This is a genomic window from Mycolicibacterium sp. CBM1, assembly GCF_054073305.1.
On the sequence record NZ_JBSXPP010000003.1, the window covers coordinates 148,651 to 172,959 of the forward strand.

Annotated in this window: 23 protein-coding genes and 2 pseudogenes; 12 read left to right on the forward strand and 13 right to left on the reverse strand. The window is 68.2% G+C overall.

Annotation, left to right across the window (positions count from 1 at the left end; translation table 11 throughout):
* Positions 1 to 4: 4 nt before the first annotated feature.
* Positions 5 to 1,528 (reverse strand): leucyl aminopeptidase, encoded by a 1,524-nt coding sequence (locus ACXDF8_RS05220; RefSeq protein ID WP_457222188.1) that lies wholly within the window; start codon positions 1,526 to 1,528, stop codon positions 5 to 7.
* 34 nt (positions 1,529 to 1,562) lie between these two features.
* Here ACXDF8_RS05220 and gcvT point away from each other — a divergent pair, with 34 nt between their 5' ends.
* Positions 1,563 to 2,666: a glycine cleavage system aminomethyltransferase GcvT gene (gene gcvT, locus ACXDF8_RS05225; RefSeq protein WP_457222189.1), complete on the forward strand. Its 1,104-nt coding sequence runs from the start codon at positions 1,563 to 1,565 to the stop codon at positions 2,664 to 2,666.
* Positions 2,667 to 2,688: 22 nt separating this feature from the next.
* A complete protein-coding gene (locus ACXDF8_RS05230; RefSeq protein WP_457222190.1) occupies positions 2,689 to 3,795 on the forward strand; it encodes a branched-chain amino acid aminotransferase in 1,107 nt (368 codons plus the stop codon).
* A gap of 75 nt (positions 3,796 to 3,870) precedes the next feature.
* Here ACXDF8_RS05230 and ACXDF8_RS05235 read toward each other — a convergent pair.
* A pseudogene (locus ACXDF8_RS05235) lies at positions 3,871 to 4,017 on the reverse strand (diguanylate cyclase); the annotation flags it as partial.
* On the opposite strand from ACXDF8_RS05235, the gene ACXDF8_RS05240 reads away from it, so the two are divergent.
* Positions 3,949 to 4,329 (forward strand): hypothetical protein, encoded by a 381-nt coding sequence (locus tag ACXDF8_RS05240; RefSeq protein ID WP_457222191.1) that lies wholly within the window; start codon positions 3,949 to 3,951, stop codon positions 4,327 to 4,329. The pseudogene ACXDF8_RS05235 and the gene ACXDF8_RS05240 overlap by 69 nt on opposite strands.
* A 274-nt stretch (positions 4,330 to 4,603) precedes the next feature.
* Here the strand turns inward: ACXDF8_RS05240 and ACXDF8_RS05245 are convergent, their stop codons facing one another.
* Genes ACXDF8_RS05245 through ACXDF8_RS05260 form a run of 4 tightly spaced genes read right to left on the reverse strand, consistent with a single transcriptional unit; the run spans position 4,604 to position 7,594 of the window.
* Positions 4,604 to 5,344 carry an adenosylcobinamide-GDP ribazoletransferase gene (locus tag ACXDF8_RS05245; RefSeq protein WP_457222192.1) on the reverse strand — a complete coding sequence of 247 codons (741 nt, stop codon included), beginning with the start codon at positions 5,342 to 5,344 and terminating at the stop codon, positions 4,604 to 4,606.
* A gap of 2 nt (positions 5,345 to 5,346) precedes the next feature.
* Positions 5,347 to 6,396, reverse strand: coding sequence for a nicotinate-nucleotide--dimethylbenzimidazole phosphoribosyltransferase (cobT, locus tag ACXDF8_RS05250; RefSeq protein ID WP_457222193.1), 1,050 nt, complete (start codon positions 6,394 to 6,396; stop codon positions 5,347 to 5,349).
* The gene (locus ACXDF8_RS05255) at positions 6,396 to 6,923 is read right to left on the reverse strand and encodes a bifunctional adenosylcobinamide kinase/adenosylcobinamide-phosphate guanylyltransferase (protein WP_457222194.1); all 528 of its coding nucleotides are present in this window, start codon (positions 6,921 to 6,923) and stop codon (positions 6,396 to 6,398) included. Before ACXDF8_RS05255 ends, cobT begins: the two co-directional genes overlap by 1 nt.
* A 14-nt stretch (positions 6,924 to 6,937) precedes the next feature.
* Positions 6,938 to 7,594 carry a DUF3043 domain-containing protein gene (locus ACXDF8_RS05260; protein WP_457222195.1) on the reverse strand — a complete coding sequence of 219 codons (657 nt, stop codon included), beginning with the start codon at positions 7,592 to 7,594 and terminating at the stop codon, positions 6,938 to 6,940.
* A gap of 23 nt (positions 7,595 to 7,617) precedes the next feature.
* Here ACXDF8_RS05260 and ACXDF8_RS05265 point away from each other — a divergent pair, with 23 nt between their 5' ends.
* Together ACXDF8_RS05265 and ACXDF8_RS05270 are read left to right on the forward strand one after the other, a co-directional pair.
* Positions 7,618 to 8,673, forward strand: a complete 1,056-nt coding sequence (locus tag ACXDF8_RS05265; RefSeq protein WP_457222196.1) for a glycerate kinase family protein — start codon at positions 7,618 to 7,620, stop codon at positions 8,671 to 8,673.
* A gap of 91 nt (positions 8,674 to 8,764) precedes the next feature.
* Positions 8,765 to 9,124 (forward strand): HesB/IscA family protein, encoded by a 360-nt coding sequence (locus ACXDF8_RS05270; RefSeq protein ID WP_457222197.1) that lies wholly within the window; start codon positions 8,765 to 8,767, stop codon positions 9,122 to 9,124.
* A 25-nt stretch (positions 9,125 to 9,149) separates the two neighbouring features.
* On the opposite strand, the gene ACXDF8_RS05275 is transcribed toward ACXDF8_RS05270, so the two are convergent.
* The gene (locus ACXDF8_RS05275) at positions 9,150 to 9,824 is read right to left on the reverse strand and encodes an Rv0361 family membrane protein (protein ID WP_457222198.1); all 675 of its coding nucleotides are present in this window, start codon (positions 9,822 to 9,824) and stop codon (positions 9,150 to 9,152) included.
* A gap of 178 nt (positions 9,825 to 10,002) precedes the next feature.
* Here ACXDF8_RS05275 and ACXDF8_RS05280 point away from each other — a divergent pair, with 178 nt between their 5' ends.
* The gene (locus ACXDF8_RS05280) at positions 10,003 to 10,986 is read left to right on the forward strand and encodes a carbohydrate kinase family protein (RefSeq protein WP_457222199.1); all 984 of its coding nucleotides are present in this window, start codon (positions 10,003 to 10,005) and stop codon (positions 10,984 to 10,986) included.
* A 111-nt stretch (positions 10,987 to 11,097) separates the two neighbouring features.
* Here the strand turns inward: ACXDF8_RS05280 and asnB are convergent, their stop codons facing one another.
* Positions 11,098 to 13,038, reverse strand: coding sequence for an asparagine synthase (glutamine-hydrolyzing) (gene asnB / locus ACXDF8_RS05285; protein WP_457222200.1), 1,941 nt, complete (start codon positions 13,036 to 13,038; stop codon positions 11,098 to 11,100).
* A 103-nt stretch (positions 13,039 to 13,141) separates the two neighbouring features.
* Between asnB and ctaC the strand changes: the two genes are divergently transcribed.
* The 4 genes from ctaC (at position 13,142) to ACXDF8_RS05305 (ending at position 16,444) form a co-directional block, all read left to right on the forward strand.
* The gene (gene ctaC / locus ACXDF8_RS05290) at positions 13,142 to 14,260 is read left to right on the forward strand and encodes an aa3-type cytochrome oxidase subunit II (protein ID WP_457222368.1); all 1,119 of its coding nucleotides are present in this window, start codon (positions 13,142 to 13,144) and stop codon (positions 14,258 to 14,260) included.
* Between the two features lie 10 nt (positions 14,261 to 14,270).
* Positions 14,271 to 14,690, forward strand: a complete 420-nt coding sequence (locus tag ACXDF8_RS05295; protein WP_457222201.1) for a cytochrome c oxidase subunit 4 — start codon at positions 14,271 to 14,273, stop codon at positions 14,688 to 14,690.
* Between the two features lie 177 nt (positions 14,691 to 14,867).
* Positions 14,868 to 15,728 (forward strand): MmpS family transport accessory protein, encoded by an 861-nt coding sequence (locus tag ACXDF8_RS05300; RefSeq protein WP_457222202.1) that lies wholly within the window; start codon positions 14,868 to 14,870, stop codon positions 15,726 to 15,728.
* Positions 15,728 to 16,444 carry a DUF2561 family protein gene (locus ACXDF8_RS05305; RefSeq protein ID WP_457222203.1) on the forward strand — a complete coding sequence of 239 codons (717 nt, stop codon included), beginning with the start codon at positions 15,728 to 15,730 and terminating at the stop codon, positions 16,442 to 16,444. Before ACXDF8_RS05300 ends, ACXDF8_RS05305 begins: the two co-directional genes overlap by 1 nt.
* 164 nt (positions 16,445 to 16,608) lie before the next feature.
* Here the strand turns inward: ACXDF8_RS05305 and qcrB are convergent, their stop codons facing one another.
* From qcrB to ctaE, 4 genes are read right to left on the reverse strand one after another with little or no spacing between them, the layout of a single operon-like run.
* Complete coding sequence (gene qcrB, locus ACXDF8_RS05310; RefSeq protein ID WP_457222204.1) at positions 16,609 to 18,252, reverse strand: cytochrome bc1 complex cytochrome b subunit; 1,644 nt, start codon at positions 18,250 to 18,252, stop codon at positions 16,609 to 16,611.
* Positions 18,249 to 19,409: a cytochrome bc1 complex Rieske iron-sulfur subunit gene (qcrA, locus tag ACXDF8_RS05315; protein ID WP_457222205.1), complete on the reverse strand. Its 1,161-nt coding sequence runs from the start codon at positions 19,407 to 19,409 to the stop codon at positions 18,249 to 18,251. Before qcrA ends, qcrB begins: the two co-directional genes overlap by 4 nt.
* 31 nt (positions 19,410 to 19,440) lie before the next feature.
* Positions 19,441 to 20,280: a cytochrome bc1 complex diheme cytochrome c subunit gene (qcrC, locus tag ACXDF8_RS05320; RefSeq protein WP_457222206.1), complete on the reverse strand. Its 840-nt coding sequence runs from the start codon at positions 20,278 to 20,280 to the stop codon at positions 19,441 to 19,443.
* Positions 20,281 to 20,294: 14 nt separating this feature from the next.
* Complete coding sequence (gene ctaE / locus ACXDF8_RS05325) at positions 20,295 to 20,906, reverse strand: aa3-type cytochrome oxidase subunit III (RefSeq protein ID WP_457222207.1); 612 nt, start codon at positions 20,904 to 20,906, stop codon at positions 20,295 to 20,297.
* 112 nt (positions 20,907 to 21,018) lie between these two features.
* Between ctaE and trpD the strand changes: the two genes are divergently transcribed.
* Positions 21,019 to 22,101, forward strand: a complete 1,083-nt coding sequence (gene trpD, locus ACXDF8_RS05330) for an anthranilate phosphoribosyltransferase (RefSeq protein WP_457222208.1) — start codon at positions 21,019 to 21,021, stop codon at positions 22,099 to 22,101.
* Here trpD and ACXDF8_RS05335 read toward each other — a convergent pair.
* Positions 22,039 to 23,835, reverse strand: a pseudogene (locus tag ACXDF8_RS05335) (DEDD exonuclease domain-containing protein); the annotation flags it as partial. The gene trpD and the pseudogene ACXDF8_RS05335 overlap by 63 nt on opposite strands.
* 129 nt (positions 23,836 to 23,964) lie before the next feature.
* Between ACXDF8_RS05335 and ACXDF8_RS05340 the strand changes: the two are divergent.
* On the forward strand, positions 23,965 to 24,186 hold the full coding sequence (locus ACXDF8_RS05340; RefSeq protein WP_457222209.1) for a hypothetical protein: 222 nt from the start codon (positions 23,965 to 23,967) through the stop codon (positions 24,184 to 24,186).
* The last annotated feature ends 123 nt before the right edge of the window (positions 24,187 to 24,309 follow it).

Below are 24,309 nucleotides of genomic sequence, written 5' to 3' on the forward strand. Positions count from 1 at the left end.
TTGGCTACCCGTTCGCGGCGATGTCCTCCAGCACGGCGAACATCGTGCGCGTCGGCACGCCGGTGCCGCCCTTGGGGGTGTATCCCCACGGACCGGAGGTGTTGTACGCCGGACCGGCGATGTCGATGTGGGCCCACTGCACCCCGTCGGCGACGAATTCGCGCAGGTACACCCCGGCCACCAGCATGCCGGCGAAGCGTTGCGAGCTGACGTTGGCCAGGTCGGCCACCGTGGACTTCAGGTCGTCCTTCAATTCTTCGGGCAGGGGCATCGGCCAGGCGTTCTCACCTTCGGCCTGCGAGATCCGCGCCACCCGGTCGCGGAACTCGTCGCTGCCCATCACTCCCGGCGTGCGGGCACCGAGTGCGACGGTCTGCGCGCCGGTCAGCGTCGAGGTCTCGATCAGGTAGTCCGGATCGTCCTCGCAGGCCCGCACGATCGCATCGGCCAGGATCAGCCGGCCCTCGGCGTCGGTGTTGAGCACCTCGACGGTGATCCCGCCGTACTGGGTCAGCACGTCACCGGGGCGCTGCGCGGTCGACGACGGCATGTTCTCGGCCATCGGCACGGTGGCGATCACGTCGATGGGCAGCTCCTGCTGCGCGGCCAGCACCACGGTCGCGATCACCGCGGCGGCCCCGCCCATGTCGGAGGTCATGTGGTGCATCGAGGCGGCCGGCTTGATCGAGATGCCGCCGGTGTCGAAGGTGATGCCCTTGCCGACTAACGCGACGGTTTTCGCCTTCTTGCCCTTGCCGCCTCGGTAGGCCAGCCGCACCAGCCGGGGCGGACGCGACGAACCCTTGCCGACCCCCACGATCCCACCGAACCCGGCCTTGGCCAGCGCCTTGTCGTCGAGTACCTCGACCTCCAGGCCGGCCGCCTCGCCCAAAGCCTTGGCGCGCTTGGCGAACTCGGCCGGGAACAGATGGCTGGGCGGGGTGTTGACGAAGTCGCGTGCGGTGGCAACGGCGGTGGCGATGGCTGCGGCCCGGGCGGCGTCCTTCTTGGCTCCCGAGACGGTGCTCAGGGCCGTGATCTTGGTCAGCCCCGGCTCCTTGGGCGCCGTTTTGGCGCTGCGGAACTCGGTGAACCGGTAGCCGCCCAGGATCAGGCCCTCGATCGCGGCCTCCAGGTGCAGCTCGGTCAGCGTCGTGATGACGGCCTCCACCCCGGACAGCGACCGTGCGGCCACGCCCGAGGCGCGCCGGATCACCTCGGCCGGCCACTCGTCGCGCGCGGCACCCAGCCCGACGGCCAGCACGCTGCCCACCGGAAGCGACGGCACGTGCAGCCGCGTCACCTGATCGGCACCGCCCTTGGCGCCTAGCGCGCGCAGGCTCACCTCGATCTCGCCGATGGTCTCGGCGTCCAGGAACGGACCGCCGACCACCGCGGCGGAGCCGTCGGCGTCCGAGCCGGTGACCACCGGGACGACCAGTACGGCTGACCCCGTGCCGCGCTTGGGCAGGGAGGTCGCAACGGTGACGGACGGGGCTGGGTAACCGGGTTGGGTGCTCACGAGCATCAACCCTAACGATGGGGGTTTAATGTTGTTGGCCGTGACCGACAATTCCGAGCTGTTGCACGGGCCCCTCGAGAGCCGACACCGCGAGCTGGGCGCCACCTTCGCCCCCTTCGGCGGCTGGCTGATGCCGGTGTCCTACGCCGGAACTGTCGGCGAGCACACCGCCACCCGCGAGGCGGTCGGTCTGTTCGACGTCAGTCACCTCGGCAAGGCGCTGGTCGTCGGGCCGGGCGCGGCCGAGTTCGTCAACTCCGCGCTGACCAATGACCTGCGCCGCGTCGGGCCCGGCAAGGCGCAGTACACGCTGTGCTGCACACCCGGCGGAGGTGTCATCGACGATCTCATCGCCTACTACGTCAGCGACGACGAGATCTTTCTGGTGCCCAATGCCGCCAACACCGCCGCCGTGGTCGCCGCGCTGCAAGAGGCCGCCCCGCAAGGGATTTCCATCACCGATGAGCACCGCTCCTACGCCGTACTGGCGGTGCAGGGACCGCGTTCCGGCGATGTACTCGGGGCGCTGGGGCTGCCCACCGACATGGACTACATGGGTTATGCCGACGCCACGTACTCCGGTGTTCCGGTGCGGGTGTGCCGGACCGGCTATACCGGCGAGCACGGCTACGAACTGCTGCCGCCGTGGGAGTCCGCGCCGGTGGTGTTCGACGCACTGGTCGCCGAGGTGCAGGCCGCCGGTGGACAACTCGCCGGTCTCGGGGCGCGCGACACCCTGCGCACCGAGATGGGATATCCGCTGCACGGCCACGAGTTGTCGTTGGAGATCTCCCCATTGCAGGCCCGGTGTGGCTGGGCGATCGGCTGGAAGAAGGACGCCTTTTGGGGCCGCGAGGCCCTGCTGACCGAGAAGACGGCCGGTCCGCGGCGGCTGCTGCGCGGGTTGCGCGCGACCGGCCGCGGTGTGCTGCGCGCGGACCTGACCGTGCTCGACGGTGCGACTCCCGTCGGGGTGACCACCTCGGGAACGTTCTCGCCGACCCTCAAAGTCGGTATCGCGCTTGCCCTCATCGACACCGAGGCCGGCATCGACGACGGTGCGCTGGTCAACGTCGACGTTCGCGGGCGTGCGCTGGAGTGTGAGGTGGTCAAGCCGCCCTTCGTCGAGGTCAAAACTCGCTAGCGGCCCGGTCTACAATCGCCGTATGACCAACGGCCCCCTCGAATTCACGGTTGAGCGCAACACTGCTGCGGCCACCGACGAGGTACGCGGCCGGATTCTCGCCGATCCCGGATTCGGCCGCTACCACACCGATCACATGGTCTCGGTGCTCTACACCGACGAACTCGGCTGGCATGACGCGCGGGTGCTCCCGTACGGGCCGATCGAGCTCGATCCGTCGGCCATCGTCCTGCACTACGCCCAGGAGATCTTCGAGGGTCTCAAGGCGTACCGCTGGGCGGACGGATCGATCGTGTCGTTCCGGCCGGAGGCCAACGCCGCGCGGCTGCGTGCGTCGGCCCGGCGGCTCGCCATCCCCGAACTCCCCGAGGAACTGTTCATCAACTCGCTGCGGCAGCTGATCGCCGTCGACAGTGACTGGGTTCCGCCCGCCGGTGGGGAGGAGTCGCTGTACCTGCGGCCCTTCGTCATCGCCACCGAACCCGGGCTCGGGGTGCGGCCGGCGTCGGAGTACCGCTACCTGGTGATCGCCTCGCCGGCCGGGGCGTACTTCAAGGGCGGCATCAAGCCGGTCAGCGTCTGGTTGTCGACGGAGTACGTGCGGGCCAGCCCCGGCGGCACCGGCGCGGCCAAGTTCGGCGGCAACTACGCCGCCTCGCTGCTGGCCCAGGCCGAAGCGGCTGAGCATGGCTGCGATCAGGTGGTGTGGCTCGATGCGATCGAGCGGCGCTACATCGAAGAGATGGGCGGGATGAACCTGTTCTTCGTCTTCGGTAGTGGCGGCTCCGCGCGCCTGGTCACTCCGGAACTGTCCGGCTCGTTGCTGCCCGGGATCACCCGGGACTCGCTGTTGCAGCTGGCCAGCGACGCCGGCTTCGCCGTCGAGGAACGCAAGATCGACGTCGAGGAGTGGCGCAAGGGGGTGGCCGCGGGGGAGATCACCGAGGTGTTCGCCTGCGGCACCGCGGCGGTCATCACCCCCGTGTCGCAGGTGAAGTTCGGCGAGGGCGAGTTCACCATCGCCGACGGCGAGCCAGGCGAGGTGACGATGGCGCTGCGCGACACGCTCACCGGCATTCAGCGCGGCACCTTCGCCGACACGCATGGCTGGATGGCCCGGCTCAGCTAGCCGCGCACCGCGTTGCGCCCCGACCGCTTGGCCTTGTAGAGAGCTTCGTCGGCGGCGGGCAATCTCGATGAAAACTTCGTCGCCGGTCTGGTGGCCGTGGGTGTCGTTGATGCGTTTGAAGCAATCGACGTCAAGCATCAGCAGCGACAGTGTGTGACTGTGGTCGCGGGCGTGGTTCGGGTCGGCCTGCCAAAGCTGTTCGCCGTGGCGGCGATTCCACACTCCCGTCACCGGGTCGGTGCGGGCAAGGCGGGTGAGCTCGCACTCGAACTTCTTGCGTTCGCTGACGTCCCGGATGACGTCCCGGATGACGCCGAGGATCGCCGCGATCCGCCCGTCGTCGTCCAGGTGCGGGATCACCTGCATCTCGCCGACCATGATCGAGCCGTCCCTGCGGTAGGAGTCCAGCTCGGAGCGGAACACCGGCAGCTCGGTGCCGTCCACCGCCGCGGTCCAGATGATGTCGCGGGTGGTCCCTTCCAGCACCACCGAACCGCGTCGCGGCAGCACGACCGCATCCACGTCCGGGCGTAGACGTTGTGCCCGGCGTGGTGCTTCCAGGTCAGCTGCACCACGGTGTCCGCGCCGGGCGACAGTGCCAGAGCCTGGGCCAGCCGATCGGCGAGTCCATCAGCGGCCGAACAGCCGGATCTGGTTCGCCACCGCGTCGTTGAGGCATTCGAAGGCCAAGGTGCTCGTCAAACCACCCCCACGCGACGGTGCAATTGACAACTGTGTCAACTTTGTTTGGACCTAGCCCGTTGACGAGCGCGTGACACGTGACCAATTTGTGTCGAATTCCGCGCGCTCAGACGCGGATCGCCAACCCCACGATCGCCAATGTCGTCGCCACCTCGATCACCGCACCCAGCACGTCGCCGGTGATGCCGCCGAAGCGGCGAACGCAATGTGACACCAGCGCCGTCGTCATCGCGAGAACAACCAGCACGACCACCGGCCCCTGCCAGATCCGGGGCGTCGCCGGCACCGCAAGCCCGGCCGCGAGTACCCCCCAGCCCAGTGCCACCGCCGCGGGCTGAGTGCCGGCGACCAGCCCGCCGAGGGCGCTGCCGTCGGCGGCCGGTATTCCGCGTCGGCACGCCAGCACCGCCGCCACCCGACCGGTCGTTAGCGCTGCCACGACGGCGAACACCCCGGCCGGTCCTCCCGCCGTGGATCCCAACGCCAGCGCCTGAGCGGCCACCGCAACGACGACGGCGGCGACCCCGAACGGACCCGCGGTCCCGTCGCGCATCACCCGCAGCGCCCGATCGGGCGGCCCGTAACAACCGAGCCCGTCAACCGTGTCGGCCAGTCCGTCGATGTGCAGTCCGCGGGTGGCCAGCAGCAGTGCGGCCACCGTGAGCACGCCCGACAGCGCGCTGTGTGCGCCGAACGCCCATCCGCCGGCCCACAGCACTCCAGCGGCGAGGCCGCCGAGCACGATGCCGACCACCGGCAACGCCGTCATCGTCGCCCGGCCGACCGCCGACCCGCGCACCGGCAGCACCGTCGCGAAGGCGAAAGCTGTTGCCAGCGAACGGAACACGGTCAATCCGTGGTGCGATCGGACACGCCAGCGGTATCGAACGTAGCCATCGACGTCAATGTCGCAACCGCCGCCCGAACCAGTGGCAACGCCACCGCCGCTCCGGTTCCCTCGCCGAGGCGCAGGCCCAGGTCGACGATGGGTTCGAGCTCTAGATGTGCCAGTGCGAGCGTGTGGGCCGGCTCAGTGGACCGGTGTCCGGCCTGCCACCAGGACCGTGCGCCCGGCGCGAGGCGATCGGCGACGAGCGCCGCGGACGCCACCACCACGCCATCGAGCAGCAGGGGAGTGCGCCGCACCGCGGCCTGCGCGCAGAAGCCGGCCATCGCCGCCAGGTCGGCACCACCGCAGGTACGCAGCAGGCCGACCGGATCGGAACGCAACCGCCGGGCCCGGAACATCGCGTCGCGCACCGCGCCGGTCTTGCGGACCCAGCCGGCGTCGTCGATCCCGGTACCGCGCCCGACCACCGCCACCGGCTCGGTGTCGGTGAGTGTTGCGATCAAAGCCGTTGCGGCCGTGGTATTCCCGATCCCCATGTCGCCGGCGATCAGCAGGTCGGCACCGGAATCCACCTCGTCGTCGGCGATCCGGCGCCCGGCATCCAGCGCGGCGAGGACCTCGTCGGCGCTCAGTGCGTCCTCGACCGCGATGTTGCCGCTGGAGCGACGCACCTTGTGTGCGCCGATCGCCTCGGACGCCGGTTGCTCGCAATCCACCGCGATGTCGACGACGCGGACGGTCGCACCGGCCACGCCGGCCAGTACGTTGATCGCGGCGCCGCCGGCGGCGATGTTGGCCACCATCTGCGCGGTCACCTCCGGCGGATACGCCGACACGCCGGTACGGGCCACCCCGTGGTCACCGGCGAACACCACCACCCTGGCCCGCTCGAATTGCTGTGGCGGACAGAGCCCCTGACACGAGGACACCCAGACCGAGAGCGCCTCGAGCCGGCCGAGTGAACCGGCCGGCTTGGTCAGGATGTCCTGCCTGCGCCGCGCCGCCGCGGCGGCGCGGGAGTCCGGCGGGGTGACCTCGGGGAAATCCATCAGTGTGACGCCTTTGTTGTCTTGACCCAGACCGGCAGCCCGGCAACCACGAGGACCACCTGCTCACAGCACTGGGCGAGTCGTTGATTGAGGGTGCCGAGCTCGTCGGTGAAGCGCCGGCCCGACGCCGTGGCCGCCACTACGGTCAGGCCCACCTCCGGGCTGACCAATGCCAGTGGCGCGGCGAACCCGTCGACCGCCGCCACCAGTTCGTCGACGTCGGTGTCCACCGGGGCGTCATCCCAGCCGCGGCGGTCGAGGGTGGCCGTCAGCCAGCCGCCGAGGTCGTCGACCAGGGTGGCGGTCGCAGGATCGGTGCCCAGTGCCGCAGCTACATCGGTGGTTTCGACCGTCGTCCACGATGCCGGTCGCCGCTCGCGGTGTGCGGTGACCCGGTGTGCCCAGGACGAATCCCCGTCCGCCACCGGGCCAGTTGCGACATAACGCACCGCGGGCTCAGCGGCCATCGCGGCCTCCGCCCATCGTGACTTGCCCGACCTGATTCCGCCGAGCACCAGCGTGCGCACCCCGTCGAGTCGGCTCAGGCGACCTTGGCGCCGCGCTCGACCTGAGGTCGAGGCGCCCGCATCCGGCGGATCTGCGAGGCGCGGCCGGCGGCGTAGAGCCCGAGCTTCCAATGTCCTTCGGTGTTGTCCGGGAATTTGGTATCCACCGCGATGTTGACCTTGCGGGCCAGCAGGATGCCGTCGACGGCCATGATCGCCATCAGCACCAACATCGCCGGGGAGATGAACAGCTGTACCTGCGGCACGGCGAGCATCACGAAGATCAGCGCCAGCGCCGCGGGCATGAACAACCCGAGCACGTTGCGGCGCGAATCGACGATGTCGCGGGCGAATCGGCGGACCGGACCCTTGTCGCGCGGCAGCAGGTAGGCCTCTTCGCCGGACATCATCCGCTCACGCCGGTCGTTCATCGCTGCCCGGCGCTCGAGCTTGTCGGCTCGGCGCTCCTCCTTGGTCAGGGTTGCGCGCATCTCCTTGCGGCGCTTGCGGGCCTCGGCCGCCGTCATCGGGGCCGGGGCGACCGGGCCACGACGCTTGGCGGACTCGTTGCGCCGGGGCGTGGGCCGCCCTTTGGGTGCGGTGGTACCCCCGGGGACGGCAGGCTCGTCGACCTCTGTCGGCTCGGCCTGCTTGGCGTCGCCGTCGTCGTTCTTGCGGCCCAGCAGTTTCACGCCTGTCAGGTTACCCTGCAGCGATGCGGGTGCTCATCGCGCCGGACTGCTACGGCGACAGCCTGACCGCCGTCGAGGCCGCGCATTCGATCGCCGCGGGCTGGCGGCAGGCCAGGCCGTTCGATGAGCTCATCCTGGCGCCGCAGTCCGACGGTGGCCCCGGATTCGTCGGCGTGCTGACCGGCAGGCTCGGTGAGGTGCGCCGCACCCGCGTCTCGGGTCCGTTGACCGGCGAGGTGGACGCCGAGTGGGTGTACGACCCGGCCACCGCGACCGCCTACCTGGAATGCGCGCAGGCCTGCGGGCTGCACCTGCTCGGCGGGCCGCCAACCCCGGACACCGCCGTCGCGGCCCATAGCGGTGGGGTGGGCCAGCTGGTTCACGCCGCGCTGGATGCCGGCGCCCGCACGATCGTCGTCGGTCTCGGCGGCAGCTCGTGCACCGACGGCGGCCGCGGGCTCGTCGAGGCGTTCGGCGGACTGACCAAGTCGCACGCCGCGCTGGCCGGAGTCGAGCTGATCGCCGCCACCGACGTCGAGCACCCGCTGCTGGGGCCGATGGGAGCGGCACGGATCTTCGGACCGCAGAAGGGTGCCGACCCGGAGACGGTGGAGATTCTCGAGCAGCGGATGACGGCGTGGGCCGCCCGCCTCGACGCGCTGGCCGGACGCCCGGTCAGCCCGCTGGCCGGAGCTGGAGCGGCCGGTGGACTCGGGGCTGCGCTGTTGGCATTGGGGGCCCGGCGCGAGTCCGGGGCGGCGGTGATCGCCGAGCGCACCGCGCTGGCCGAGGACATCGCGGCCGCCGACGTGATCATCACCGGCGAGGGCCGCTTCGACGACCAGTCCCTGCACGGCAAGGTGGTCAGCGCGCTGGCCGGTGGCGCACGCCCGCGGGGCATCCCGGTGCTGGTCCTGGCCGGACAGGTCACCCTCGGGCCGGCGGTACTCGCCGATGCCGGCATCGCGGCCGCGCACGCGATCGCCGATTTCGCCGGCTCGGTGCAGCTGGCCATCGACGATGCCGCCGCACAGCTGACCGGGTTGGCCCGCCGGACCGCGGCCGACCTGCCGCGCTGAGTCGGGAATAGTGCCCGAACAAGGTACCGTTGTTGAGGTGGGTCAAATCCCCACGGGAACCCACACAGACATCTGCTTTGAGGGAGACGCAATGACTGTTTCCGATCAGTCGACCACCACCACTACGCATGGGGTGACGTTGACCGACGCTGCGGCCGCCAAGGCGAAGTCGCTCCTCGACCAGGAGGGCCGCGACGACCTGGCGCTGCGCATCGCCGTGCAGCCGGGTGGTTGCGCTGGCCTGCGCTACAACCTGTTCTTCGACGATCGCGTGCTCGACGGCGACCTGACCGCCGATTTCGGTGGGGTCACGTTGACCGTCGACCGGATGAGTGCCCCCTACGTGCAGGGCGCCTCGATCGACTTCGTCGACACCATCGAGAAGCAGGGCTTCACGATCGACAACCCCAACGCCACCGGGTCCTGCGCCTGCGGCGATTCGTTCAACTGACGCTCGTCTGGTGACGGCCGCCCGGTCAGTACTGGGCGGCCGTTCGCAATAGGTACGAGCAGACCAGCAACTGATTGCCCTGCCGGAGCACTTGGGCGACGCCCTGCTCCTCACTACGGGTGCCGCGCGCACTCGATGACGGTGCCACCTTCATGGTGAACAGCACCTGCGCCTGATAGTTCGACCACGGCACGATCGCGTCGATCGAGGACACCTCGGCCCCGGCGAACTGCCTGCGGAACGCGTCGCTGGCCAGCCGCGCGAGCGCGAGGTCGGACTTGCGGTCCTTGACCCCGTCGTACATGCCGCACAGGTTGTTGCGGGCGACGGTTTCGGTGTCGCCGTTGGACAGCGCCGTCAGATAGCCCTGGATCGAGGTCTTGGTCGCCGAGTCGGTGAAGGTGCCTGCGGCGGTGCCGGTCGGCCGGTCGGTCCGGATCGCCAGCACGGTTCCGATGGCGGCCAAGACGAGCACCACGGCTAGCGCGGCCAACCACAGAGCCTTGCGTCGGCGCGGCTTCGGATAGGAGACCGGCGGCGGCAGGGCCCCCGGGTACACGCCGGGGTAGGGCCCCATCGGCGCGGGACCGCCGGGGCGGCCGTACGGTTCTTCTGGATAAGGTTCGGAATAGGCGGGCTGCCCAGCCGGCGGTTGACCCTCGGCGCCGACCCGTTGGTTCGGCGGAATGGGGCCAGCCATCGATATGTCTCCCGGGGTCGGAGGCCTGAAATTGAGATGCCGACCGCGATAGCACCGATACCGGGGCCATATAGTCGGCTCTTGTACGAGAGGCTAGCGCACGGGACCGGAAATCGACGCGCGGCGTCGCGCAGGTACCGTTAGCTAGATCCACTAGTGAATGAAGGGCGGACGCTTCGTGACCATCGCGGTGACCGGATCCATTGCCACCGACCACCTGATGCGTTTTCCCGGGCGGTTCTCCGAGCAGCTGTTGGCCGAGCACCTACAGAAGGTGTCGCTAAGTTTCCTCGTCGATGACCTGGTGGTCCACCGCGGCGGTGTCGCGGGCAACATGGCCTACGCGATGGGCGTGCTGGGTGGCAGCCCGGCCCTCGTCGGTGCGGTCGGCTCGGATTTCGACGAGTATCGGCAGTGGCTCGAATCGCATGGGGTAGACACCTCGCACGTTCTGGTGTCGAAGACCGCCTACACCGCGCGGTTCGTCTGCACCACCGACGAGGACATGGCCCAGATCGCGTCGTTCTATCCCGGCGCGATGTCGGAAGCCCGCGATATCAAACTGGCCGACCTCGTCGAGCGAAGCGGGGCACCGGAATTGGTGATCATCGGCGCCAACGATCCCGAGGCCATGTTCCTGCACACCGAGGAGTGCCGAAAGCTGGGCCTGGCGTTCGCCGCCGATCCCAGCCAGCAGCTGGCCCGGCTCTCCGGTGAGGAAATCCGCCGCCTGATCGACGGCGCCACCTACCTGTTCACCAATGACTACGAGTGGGATCTGCTGCTGCAGAAGTCCGGCTGGTCGGAGGCCGAGGTGATGAGCCAGATTCAGCTGCGCGTCACCACATTGGGCCCCGACGGCGTCGACCTCGTCGGACGTGACGGCACCTTCATCCACGTCGACGTGGTGCCCGAGACCCAGAAGGATGACCCGACCGGGATCGGCGACGCCTTCCGCGCCGGGTTCCTCACCGCCCGAGGCGCCGGTCTGAGCCTGGAACGCTCCGCGCAGCTGGCGTCCATGGTCGCCACCCTGGTGCTCGAAGCGCCCGGCCCGCAGGAATGGGGCTGGGACCGCAACGCCGCCGTCGCGCGGATCAAAGACGCCTACGGGCCGGACGCCGCCGACGAGATCTCGGAGGCGCTTGCCGCCGACAAATAGCGGGAGAGGCGCTTGCCGCCGACAAATAGCGGGAGAGGCGCTTGCCGCCGACAAATAGCGGGGGAGGCGCTTGCCGCCGACAAATGGCAAATAGCGGGAGTCGTGCTTCCGTTAAAGCTGGACGGGGTACTGCGGCTCGCTGATCGTGGGCACGACACTCTTCTCGACGAAGATGGCGTACCACAGCATGAAGATCAGCACCGTCCACAACCGGCGGCTGTGGTCGCTCTCGCCCGCACGGTGCTCGTCGAGCATGCGGCGGACGGCCGCTGCGTCGACCAGGTGGTCGGTCTGCGACGAGGCGATCATCTGGTAGGCCCAGTCCATCAGCTCACCGGAGCGCAGCCAGTGCCGGATCGGTACGGGGAAGCCCAGTTTTGCCCGGTTGAGGACATGGGCGGGCACGATCGGTTCCAGGGCGCGCCGCAGCGCGTACTTGGTGGTGGTGCGGGTGATCTTCTGGTCGAACGGCAACCGGGAGGCCACCGCGAACACCTCGGGATCCAGGAACGGCACCCGCAGTTCCAGCGAGTTGGCCATCGTCATCTTGTCCGCCTTGACCAGGATGTCGCCGCGCAACCAGGTGAACAGATCCACGTGCTGCATGCGTGCCACCGGATCCCAGCCCGCCGACTCGGCGTAGATCGCGGCGGTCACGTCGGTGTGTGTCCAGTTCGGGTTGAAACCGGGCAGAACGGCCCGCAACTGCTCGTCGGAGAAGCTGCGGGCATTGCCGTAATAGCGTTCTTCGAGTGTCAGCGAACCGCGGTGCAGCAGACTCTTGCCGCGCATACCCTCAGGCAGCGGCCGCGAGGCCTTGCCGAGCGACTTGCGCAAAGGCCGCGGAAGATAATCGAATCCCTTGAGCGACAACGGTTCCCGGTAGATCGTGTAACCGCCGAAGAGTTCGTCGGCGCCTTCGCCGGACAGCACCACCTTGACGTGCTTGCGGGCTTCCTTGGCGATGAAGAACAGCGGGACCAGAGCGGGGTCGGCCACCGGTTCGTCGAGATACCAAACGATCTCAGGCAGCGCGGCAACGAATTCCGACTGGCTGACCACCTTGGCGACGTGCCGCGCGCCGATCGCCTCGGCAGAGGCCACCGCCACGTCGACCTCGGAGAAACCCTCCCGCTCGAAACCGGTGGTGAACGTGATCAGCCGCGGATTGTGCCGGATCGCGAGCGCGGCGATGGCGGTGGAGTCGATGCCGCCGGACAGGAACGCCCCGACCGTCACATCGGCGCGCATGTGCTTGGCCACCGAGTCCTCGAGCACCGCGGTGATCTCGTCGTAGCGGGCCTGCTCCTCGCCCGCGGTGAACGGCGTGCTGGTGAAGCGCGGGGTGAAGTAGCGGCTGACCTTCGGCGCCTGCCCCGGCCGGATGACCGCGTAGCAACCGGACTCCAGACGGCGGATGCCGCGGTGCAGGGTCTCGGGCTCGGGCACGTACTGCAGCACCGTGTAGTGCTGTACGGCCCGGTGGTCGATACAAAGGTCGATGCCGACGCGCTCGGCCAGATCCAGCACGCACTTCTTCTCGCTGGCCAGGATGGTGCCACCGGCACCGGTCGCCATGAACAGCGGTTTGATCCCGAACGGATCGCGGGCGCAGAACAATTCTTGGCGCTTGGTGTCCCACAGCGCGAAGGCGAACATGCCGCGCAAGCGGCTGAGGGCGTCGATGCCCCAGTGGTGGTAGGCGGCCACGATGGCCTCGCTGTCACCGTCGGTTGCAAAGTCGGCGCCGAACTCGGCGCGCAACTGCTCGCGCAATTCCAGGTAGTTGTAGATCTCGCCGTTGAAAACCAGCTCATAGCGGTCGGGTGTGTCCGGCGGACCCCAACGCAGCGGCTGATGACTGTGCGCGATGTCGATGAACGACAGGCGGTTGAAGCCGAAGGTCACGGTGCCGTCTGACCAGCTTCCACCCGGTTCGTCGGGACCGCGGTGCCGCATCAGGCGGGTGGCGCCGGCTACAGCGTCGACCGCGGACGGGGTGTCCTCCTGCTTGCCACCAGGGTCTGTCACCAGGGCCAGCAGTCCGCACACCGGGCCCAGTATGCCGCACGTCGGCGGGTGCCTCGAACGCGCGGCACAGCTGTTTTGGAGGTGTGTCGGGCTTGGCGTTCGGGTGTGGTCTACGCTGCGTAGTATTCGATTCGCGGAAAAGTTCCCGCGATACGAAAGAAGCGGTTCATTAGGGCCACGAGCTGGACCTGAAACAGGAGGCGCCAAAGTGAAGACCCGCGGTTCCCGGCTCCGTCTGGTGGCGCTTGCCGTCACCTTCGGTGTGCTGGCGCTGACGCTCAGCGGGTGCAGCTGGCAGGAAGCCCTGGGCCTCGGTTGGCCCAAAGGCATCACACCGGAGGCGCACGCCAACCGCGACCTTTGGGTCGGCTCGGTCATCGCCGCTCTCGTCGTCGGCGTCATCGTCTGGGCCCTGACGTTCTGGACGATGGCCTTCCACCGCAAGAAGAAGGGCGTCGATGAGCTGCCCCGCCAGTTCGGCTACAACATGCCGCTGGAGTTGGTGCTCACGGTCATCCCGTTCCTGATCATCTCGGTGCTCTTCTACTTCACCGTCGTCGTGCAGGAGAAGATGGTGCACCGGGACCCCAATCCCGAGGTCGTGATCGACGTCACCGCGTTCCAGTGGAACTGGAAGTTCGGCTATCAGAAGGTCGACTTCAAGGACGGCACGCTCAACTACGACGGCGCAGACCCGGCCCGCAAGGCCGCGATGGTCTCCAAGCCCGAGGGCGTGGACGCGCACGGCGAGGAGCGCGTCGGGGCGGTCCGCGGCCTGAACCCTGAGGACCGCACCTACCTGAACTTCGACAAGGTCGAGACGTTGGGCACCAGCGACGAGATCCCGGTTCTGGTGTTGCCGGTCGGCAAGCGCATCGAGTTCCAGGTCGCTTCCGCCGACGTCATCCACTCGTTCTGGGTGCCCGAGTTCCTGTTCAAGCGCGACGTGTTCCCGAACCCGGAAGCCAACCACTCGGAGAACAAGTTCCAGGTCGAGGAGATCACTCAGACCGGCGCGTTCGTCGGCCGCTGTGCCGAGATGTGCGGCACCTACCACTCGATGATGAACTTCGAGGTTCGGGTTGTCTCGGCCAACGACTTCAAGGCATACCTGCAGCAGCGAATCGCCGGCAAGACCAACGCCGAGGCGCTGCAGGCGATCAACCAGTCGCCGGTGGCGATTAGCACCCGCCCGTTCGACACGCGACGGGGCCAGCAAGTGATCCCGCAGGCGAGCAAGTAGGGGACCGCAGATGCATATCGAAGCCAGGCTTTTTGAGATCCTGACCGCGTTCTTCGTTCTCGCCGCCGTGGTCTACGGGGTGTTGACCGCAGTCTTCGGCAATGGCGGTATCGAGTGGGCGGGCACCACGGCGCTGGTGCTCACCGCCGGTCTGTCGCTCATCATCGGCACCTTCTTCCGGTTCGTGGCACGTCGTCTCGACACCCGCCCAGAGGACTACGAGGACGCCGAGATCAGCGACGGCGCAGGGGAGTTGGGCTTCTACGCGCCGCACAGCTGGTGGCCGATCCTGATCGCCCTGTCGTTCTCGACCGCAGCCGTCGGCGCCGCACTGTGGCTGCCCTGGCTGATCGCAGCCGGTGTGGTGTTCGTGCTGGCGGCCGTCTCGGGCCTGGTGTTCGAGTACTACATCGGTCCCGAGAAGCACTGAGCGCCTCGACGAAGGTCACAATCAAGGCGCCACTTGGTGCCGAACGGCGTGCTGCGTGCGTCGCCCGCCGAGCCGGTTCGGTAGGGTTTTGCCAGGGCAACGGGAGCCGTCGGCACGCTGCGTGCCAGTCCTTGGCCCGCGTGCCGCGGTGATGTAGTCGAAAGAGGACAGGCGAGCATGAGCGGGCCGAATCCGCCGGATGAGGAGCTGGGCGGTCACCAGCCGGATCAACCGGCCGAGGAGTACCGGGCGGACACGGCCGGAACTGGTTTCCACGCCTACTCCGCGCCGGAATCCGAGCAATACACCGCGGGTCCCTACATCGCTCCTGAGCCCGGACTCTACGACTACGACGCCTACGATGCCTACGACGCCGGAACCGAGCTGATCGAGGACGTCGCTCCGCCGAAATGGCCGTGGGTCGTCGGGATCACCGCGATCATCGCCGCCATCGCGCTGGTGGTGTCCGTCTCGCTACTGGTGACCAGTACCGACACGAACAATCTGGCCATCCCGACGACAACCACGGTGAAACCGCCGCCGGTGCAGGATGAGATCACCCCGACCACGGAGCCGCCGCCCCCACCGCCTCCGCCGACCACCGAAGAGCCGCCGCCCCCGCCGCCGCCCACCGAGACCGTGACGGTGACGACGGAGCCGCCTCCGCCTCCTGCACCACCGCCGGCGACGACCGAGGCACCCCCGCCCGTCACGACGACCACCGCGCCGCCGCCGACCACCACGACCACCACCACGACGCCGGCCGGGCCCCGCCAGGTCACCTACTCGGTGACCGGCACCAAGGCCCCCGGCGACATCATCTCGGTGACCTACGTCGACGCCTCCGGGCGTCAACGCACCCAGCGCAACGTCTACATCCCGTGGTCGTTGACGGTGACACCGATCTCGCAGTCCGACGTCGGCTCGGTGCAGGCCTCCAGCCTGTTCCTGGTCAGCAAGTTGAACTGCTCGATCACGACCAGCGATGGAGTTGTGTTGTCGTCCAATCAGAACAACGCTGCACAGACGAGCTGTTGATGGCACGCGAATCCGAACTCCCGCTCGCCGGGGAGACCGAATCCCAGGACCGTTCACCGGAGACGGTGGACCGTCTGCTGGTCGGCGTGTGTGGGGCGATCTGGCTGGCGCTGCTGGCCGTGAGCGTGATCGCCGTCGTCGCGCTGGTCGACATGAGCCGAGGACACACCACCGCCGCCGGTGGCGACGGCGGTCGCACACCGTGGCTGCTCTACAGCGTCATCATCGTCTCCGCGTTGATCATCGTGGCGGCGATCCCACTGCTGATCCGGGCCCGGCGCACGGCGCTGGCCGACGCACGCTCCGGTGACGCTCCTGCGCCGCCTGCGCCACCTGCGGCGCGCCCGCCGGCGGCGGGCCGACCCGTCGAGGCGCCGACCGAAAAGATCAAGGTGTTCGGTTCTACGGTCGACCCGTACGAGCGCTACCAACCGGACTTCGCCCTGTCGTCGGCCTCACGGCGCGCCGATCCGCTGATTCCCGCCACCGAGCTGGACCGGTTGTGGCTGCGCTGTACGTCCGTGTTGACCGGGGCGATCGGGCTTGCGTTGGTTGGTGTCTCGACGGCGACGTATCTGTTGGCGGTGGGCGACGACACCGCGGCCTGGGTTGCGCTGGGCGTGGCTGCCGTCATCACCGTCGCGATGCCTGCGATCCCGGTGACCTACCTGCGCCAACTGCACGGCGCGGTGGAGGAGACGGCTGCGGCGGTGTGAGCCCCTGGTGGCTCTGAGGGGCGGCTGCTCCGGCGCCACATCACCTGCTTGAACCCCTGACCGCTACGACGCGATCCTGCTGCCTGCTGCCTGCTGTGTGTCTCGGTGGAAGCTACGAAGAAACCCCGGGCCTTCCGGCCCGGGGTTTCTTCGTATACGAACTCTCAGTGCTGGCTGTCGCCGTTCGCATGCCCGTTGGACGCCTCATCCTGCCGCTCGCGCAGCGCCGTCAGCGTCCGGACTTCCTGGGCGTGTTCGGCTTCGTTGAGCGCGGCATCCTCGGACGCCGGATCCGCGGTCAAGAAGCTGCCGTGGCCAGGTCGGCCACCGGAGCCCAGTTTGTTCATCCGCTTGGGCACCGGAGCGCCCTGGTACTCCAGCGGAATCGGGTGGCCGTGGTCGTCGACCGGGCCGAGCGGCTGGTGCAGTTCGACGTAGGCACCGTGCGGCAGGCGCTTGATGATGCCGGTCTCGACACCATGCTCGAGCACCTCACGGTCACTACGCTGCAGACTGATCGCCCAGCGGTAGGTGATGAAGAAGACCAGCGGCGGCAACACCACAGCACCGATGCGGCCGATCCACGTCGTCGCGTTGAGCGAGATGTGGAACTTCAGCGCGATGATGTCGTTCATGCAGGCGTAGGTCAGCAGCATGTAGAACGAAATCGCCATCGCGCCGATCGCGGTACGGACCGGGGCGTCACGGGGACGCTGCAGCAGGTTGTGGTGCGCGTTGTCGCCGGTGAACTTCTTCTCCAGGAACGGCCACGCCATCAGCAGGATGAACACCAGGCCCATGCCCAGCGCAATCCAGAACGGCTGCGGGATGGTGTGGTTGCCGATGTAGATCTCCCATGGCGGGAACAGGCGGATCAGGCCGTCGGTCCACATCATGTAGAAGTCGGGCTGGCTACCCGCTGACACCTGAGACGGCTTGTAGGGACCCAGCTGCCAGATCGGGTTGATCTGCAGTACGCCGCCCATCAGGCCCAAGATGCCGAGCACCATCGCGAAGAACGCGCCCGACTTCACCGCGAACACCGGCATGACACGCACGCCGACGACGTTCTTCTCGGTGCGGCCGGGGCCGGGGAACTGGGTGTGCTTCTGGAACCACACCAGCGCCAGGTGAACTCCGATGAGCGCCAGGATGATTCCCGGGATCAGCAGGATGTGCAGCGCGTAGATGCGGGGGATGAAGATGTCGCCGGGGAAGTCGCCGCCGAACAGGGCCCAGTGCATCCAGGTGCCGATGAGCGGGATACCCATGGTGATACCCGACAGGGCGGCGCGGACGCCGGTGCCTGAGAGCAGGTCGTCGGGCAGCGAGTAGCCGAAGAAGCCCTCGAACATCGCCAGGATCAGCAGCAGCGAACCGATGACCCAGTTGGCCTCACGCGGGCGCCGGAACGCACCAGTGAAGAAGATGCGGGCCAGGTGCACCATGATCGCCGCGGCGAACATCAGGGCCGCCCAGTGGTGCACCTGCCGGACGAACAGACCGCCGCGTACCTCGAAGCTGATGTTCAAGGCGGTCTCGTAGGCCCGCGACATCTCCACACCGCGCAGCGGTTGGTAGACGCCGTTGTAGGTGACCTCGGCCATCGACGGATCGAAGAACAGGGTCAGGTACACACCGGTGAGCAGTAGAACGATGAAGCTGTACATGGCGATCTCGCCCAGCAGGAACGACCAGTGCGTGGGGAAGACCTTGTTCAGCTGTCGCCGGACCGCCGCCGAAGGGTGATAGCGGGAGTCGATGTCGTCGCCCTGCTTGGCCAGGGCATCAGCGAGTTTCGGACTCATGATCTGCGCTCCCAGAATGCGGGTCCGACGGGTTCGATGAAGTCACCGTTGGCGACCAGGTACCCGTCCTTATCGATGGTGATGGGCAGCTGCGCCAATGCGCGCGCAGCCGGACCGAAAATGGGCCGTGCGAAATGCAGTGCGTCGAACTGCGATTGGTGGCACGGGCACAGGATTCGGTAGGTCTGCTGTTCGTACAGCGAGGCCGGGCAGCCCAGGTGCGAGCAGACTTTGGTGTAGGCGAACAGGTCACCGAAGTTGAAGCTCTCCTGACCCTGGCGCTTGACCACCCGGGGCATGTCGACCGGCTTGATGCGGATCAGCATGACCGGGTTGCGCACGCCCATGGCGATCTCGCCCAGCTTCTCGTGCGACTCGACCGTCGTGCCGTCGCCGTCGGACTCCCGCCAGGGGAACACGGTCTCCATGCCACCGGCGTCGAGGTCCTCGGGTCGCATCTTGACGAAGGGAGACTCGCCCGGCAGACCGGTCGCGCGGGCCAGGTAGATGGTCTCGCCCGCGAAGCGCGGCGTCCACCCGGAGGTCCACAGCACAGCCTTCTTGCCTTCGGCGGTCGGGACCACGGGCTTCCACGGGTTCTTGATCAGGCCGCCGATGAAGGCCACCAGTGTGCCGGCACCGAAGGCGCCCAGCCCGATGCCCAGCGACAGTCCGATCAACTTGCGCCGCTTGACCGTCGACCCCTCGAGGGCATCGGTGAGGTTGGCCACGACCGTCTTGCGGTCGACTTCGGAGGACCGCCCGTCGTGCCGGTCCTGGACCGAGATCTCCTCGGGGATGAACCTCTTCTGGAAGAGCACCGCTCCGACGCCGATCGCCAGGATCGAGAGCCCGAAGGTGATGCCGTACAGCGGGGTGGCGAGGGTGTAGACGAGGTTTCCTTCGGCGCCGTCGGGCTTGTACTCCCACGGCCAGAACAAGAAGACCAGGAGCAGGGCGAGCCCGAAGACGCCGCCGAGCAACAGCCACAGCGCCACACCGCGTTCGGCGCGCTTCTCGGCGCGAGTGCCCTCGACCGGCCAGCGCGGCTCCTTGAGAATGGTTTCGACGCCGTCGATCCGGCCGCCGAGTTCGACCAACTCTTCCCGGGACATCGCCGCGAGTTGTTCGTCAGTCGGCTTGTTCACGTCGCTCATGCGCGATCCGCCTTCGCTACTCGCTGGGCGCTCATGCCCTCGCCCCGATCCACAGTGCCGCACCGATCGCGGCGACCATGCCGATGATCCAGATCGCCATACCCTCCGGCGCCGGCCCGAAGCCGCCGAGCCCGTACCCGCCGGGATTCGGTGTCTTCTCCGCCATCCGGACGTAAGCGACGATGTCCTTCTTCTCCTCCGGCGTGAGCTGCCGATCGGAGAACTTCGGCATGTTCTGCGGACCGGTGAGCATCGCCGTGTAGATCTGGGCGGGCGTCGCCTCGCTCAGCGCCGGGGCGTACTTGCCGGACGACAGCGCGCCGCCCTTACCGGTGAAGTTGTGGCACGAGGCGCAGTTGAGCCGGAAGAGATCGCCACCACGGGCAACGTCGTTGCCGAGCAGCGAGTGGTCGGCAACCTGGCCGTTGCTGTCCCGGGGGACCAGCGGCCCGCCGCCGTTGGCCTGGACGTATGCACCGAGGGCGTCGATCTGAGCCTCGTCGTAGACCGGATCCTTGCGAGGCGCCTGTGCCTCGCCGCGCATGGCCGGCATCCGGCCGGTGGAGACCTGGAAGTAGACCGCGGCCTCGCCGACACCGACCAGGCTGGGCCCGCGGCCCTGGACGCCCTGCAGGTTGGCTCCGTGGCAGGTGATGCATGCCGTCTCGTAGAGCTGCTTGCCGGTGCGCAGCAGTGCCGACTGCGATTCGTCGGCGACCGCCACCTGCGGTGTGGGTGTCAGCGTGGCGGCTAGGCCGCCCGCGACTCCGAGGCCGACCAACAGCAGGACCGCTCCGGTGAGGCGGCGACGAAGTCGGCGACGCGACTTGTCACTCTTCGGAGAATCGGACCGCCCCGATCTCTTCAGCATCGAACCCCTTCTCATCAACGGATGAAGTAGATCGTCGCGAACAGCGCGATCCACACGATGTCGACGAAGTGCCAGTAGTAGGACACGACGATGGCGGCGGTGGCCTGCGCGGGGGTGAACTTGCTCATCTTGGTGCGCAGCAGGAGCAGCACGAAGGCGACAAGACCGCCGATGACGTGCAGGCCGTGGAAGCCGGTGGCGAGGTAGAACACGCTGCCGTAGGCGCTACCCGGGATCGTCGTACCGTGGGTGATCAGGTGGTAGTACTCGTAGCCCTGCCCCAGCACGAAGAAGGTGCCCATCGCCAGGGTGATCACATACCAGCGGCGCAGCCCGAAGACGTCACCCCGCTCGGCCGCGAACACACCCATCTGACAGGTGAACGACGACGCGATCAGCACCAGCGTCACCGGAACCGCCTGATACAGGTTCAGCTCGGTGGGCGGCGGCGGCCATACCCCGCCGGCCTGAGCACGTGCAGTGAAGTACATCGCGAACAGTCCAGCAAAGAACATCAACTCACTGGAAAGCCACACGATGGTGCCAACACTGACCATGTTCGGCCGGTTCAGCGAATGCACGCGCGATGTGATCGCAGTTCCCGAAGTGCCAACAGCGCTCGTCACATCAAGAAGTATGACGCTTTGTAGTTGTTGAGGTACAGCCAGGGGCCGAATTAGTCATAACTGTCGTCGAACCGCCCGGTGGAGTTCCCCGTCGGCGTGGGATTATCGGCGCGTGACTCACCCTGTTTCGAACCTTGGCTCCGGCTCACCGATTTCGTCATGGCCGCAGGTCCTGGACCGTTTGACGGCCGGTCTGGAGCTCGTGCCGGGGGAGGCGGCCTGGGCGATGGACCAGATCATGACGGGCGTCGCGACACCGGCTCAGATCGCGGCCTTCGGCGTGTCGATGAAGATGAAGCGTCCGACGGCTGCCGAGGTGCGCGAGCTGGCCGACACGATGTTGCGCTACGCGCTTCGGGTGCCCACCGATGTGATCGGCACCGACACCGTCGACATCGTGGGCACCGGTGGCGACCGGGCGAACACGGTGAATCTCTCGACCATGTCGGCGATCGTGGTCGCCGCGGCCGGCGTCCCGGTGGTCAAACACGGCAACCGCGCCGCGTCGTCGAAAAGCGGGGGTGCCGACATGCTCGAGGCTCTCGGTGTCCGCATCGACCTGGGTCCCGAGCAGGTTGCTCGGTGCGTGGCCGAGGTGGGGATCGGTTTCTGCTTCGCCCCGGTGTTCCACCCGTCCTACAAGTACGCCGGAGCGCCGAGGCGCGAGATCGGCGTGCCGACGGTGTTCAACCTGCTCGGGCCGCTGACCAATCCGGCCGGTCCGCGGGCGGGCTTGATCGGATGCGCGTTCGGCGACCTGGCCGAGGTGATGGCCGGGGTCTTCGCGGCGCGGCGCAGCAGCGTGCTGGTGGTGCACGGCGACGACGGGCTCGACGAGTTGACCACCACGACCACCAGCACCATCTGGCGGGTTCAGGCAGGCACCATCGACAAACTCACCTTCGACCCGCTGGGCTTCGGCTTTCCGCGGGCCGGCATTGAAGAACTGGTCGGTGGGGAGGCGCAGGAGAACGCCGAGCAGGCGCGTGCGGTTCTCGGTGGGGCGCAGGGTCCGGTGCGCGACGCCGTGATCCTCAACGCGGCCGGGGCGATGGTCGCCCACGCCGGGCTATCCAGCCACGCCGAATGGTTGCCGTCGTGGGAGGACGGGCTGGCTCGGGCCGCCGACACCATCGATTCCGGTGCGGCCGAGCAGCTCTTGACGCGTTGGGTGCGGTTGACCCAACAGCTCTGAATCCAGTCGCTGGACCTGCTCGGCGGCCAGCCGCGCCGAACGTGCCGTGGCCGCCCACTGCGCGAAGGGTCCGGCGGACGCCCTCGGTGAGGCGAAACCTGTTGTTGCCCAGACTATTCGAACTCCAGGTTCGGCGAGCCACCGGCTGATCAGTGCGGTCTCCTCCACCAGGGCGCCGCCCAGCGGTGCCGGTCGCGGCAGCACCACCTGGGCGCCGGCGCACAGCGCGTCGACCACCGGCATCGGTGGGACGCGACGGGGGGCCACTCCGGCCGCGGCCAGCTGACCGTGGCGTACCACCGCCAGTTGCCAGCCACCCGCGCCGTCGGGTGCGGCTGCCACGAGTTCCTCGACCGTGGCCAGGGCGTGCAACCGCTGCCCTCGCCAGACGACGTCGACGGCACCGGCGATATGGTCCCGCAGCCGCGCGGCGCTCTCGTAGCGGCCTCGCTCGGCGAGGTCGCCGACCTGTCCGATGGCGGCGGCGAACGCGGAGTTGTCGAGTCCGTCGATGAGCGCAGCGGCGTGTCGCGGTGCGGGCGAGTAGTCCTCGGCGCTCACTCCGCGCGGCGCGGGGCAGGGGCCGACCTCTCGCTCGGGGCAGGTGGGGCCGTGGGTGGCGGTGCGACCGATGCGGGCCGTGCAGGTCCGCACGCCGGTGAACCTGGCGATCAGAGCGGCGGTGTCGACGGCGTCGGCCCGCGACCGGAACGGCCCGATCGTTCGGTCCTGGCGCGGCTCGCGGACCACCGACAGCCGCGGAAAGGCCTCGTCGGTCAGCACCACCCACCACCAGCGATGCGGAAATCGCGAACGGCGGTTGTAGGGCGGGGCGTGCGCCGCGAGCAGCCGCAGCTCGCGCACTCCTGCCTCCAGCGCGTGGGCGCATTCGACGTGGTCGACGCTGTGCGCCAGGCCCACCATCTCTTTGATCCGCCCGCGCGGGTCGGCCCCGGTGAAGTATTGGCCGACGCGGCGGCGCAGATCGCCCGAGGTCCCGATGTAGAGCACCTCGCCGCCGACACCGCGGAACAGGTACACCCCGGGGCGATGCGGCAATTTCTGGGCCAGCACCCGCTTACCGCGCTGGGCGTTGGACACGTTCGGCAGGTAACCGCGCAGGTCGCTGTACGTGTGCACGCCCTGGTTGCCGACCCGCTCGATCAGCGCGTGCAACACGTCGACGGTGGCCCGGGCGTCGTCCAGGGCGCGGTGGGTGGGTTGGGTGGCCGATCCCACCAGCTTGGCCAGGCTCGCCAGCCGCACGCTCGGCGCCTCCTCGCGGCTGAGTACCCGGCGCGCCAGGCGCACCGTGCACAGCACCGGTGGTCGCGGCCACCCGATGCCGCACTGCTCGGCAGCGGATTTCAGGAAGCCGATGTCGAAGCCGGCGTTGTGCGCCACCAACACCGAGCCCCGGGCGAACTCCAGAAACATCGGCAACACCGCGTCGATGGTGGGCGCATTGCGCACCATGGCGGTGGTGATCCCGGTCAACTGAACGATCTGCGGTGGTATCGAGCGCTGCGGATCCACCAGCGTCGCGAACTCTCCGAGCACCTCGCCGCCGCGAACCTTGACCGCGCCGATCTCGGTGATCGCGTCACAGGCGCCGCCGGCCGACGCAGTGGCACGCCCGCCGGTGGTTTCGAGGTCGACGACCACAAAGGTGGTGTCCCGCAGGGACACGTCGGCAGCCGGGTCGACATCGGCGAAGCTCAGCTGCGCATCCATCGGTGAGCTCGCCACAGCCACAGACGGTAAGCAGCGGCACTGACAGGAGGCGGGCGCCACTCCGGGGCGGCCAACTTGTCGGGGGTCGGCGTTAGCGTGCGGCCAAGCCCGAGGAGAGGAGACCCCACAATGGGGACAGAGCCGTGTGAGCCGGTGGTCATCGACTGCGATGACTGTGCGGTGCGTGGGCCGGGATGTCGCGACTGCGTGGTGAGCGTATTGCTGGGCGTGCCGGAGACTTTGCTGGACGACGAACGAGCCGCGCTTGAGGTGCTGGCCGAGGCCGGGCTGGCACCCCGACTCAGGCTGGTTCCGATCCACCGGGACCGAGGTCCGGGCCTGGCGAGCTAGCCTCCTGGTAGGTTGGACGGGAGGTTGTGACTGGTGAGGCCCGAGTGGCTGAGAGTCTGTTAAATCTGGGTCTCGCGTTGGACAACGCCGATGCCATTTCGTAACCTGTTCGAGACCTAAGGC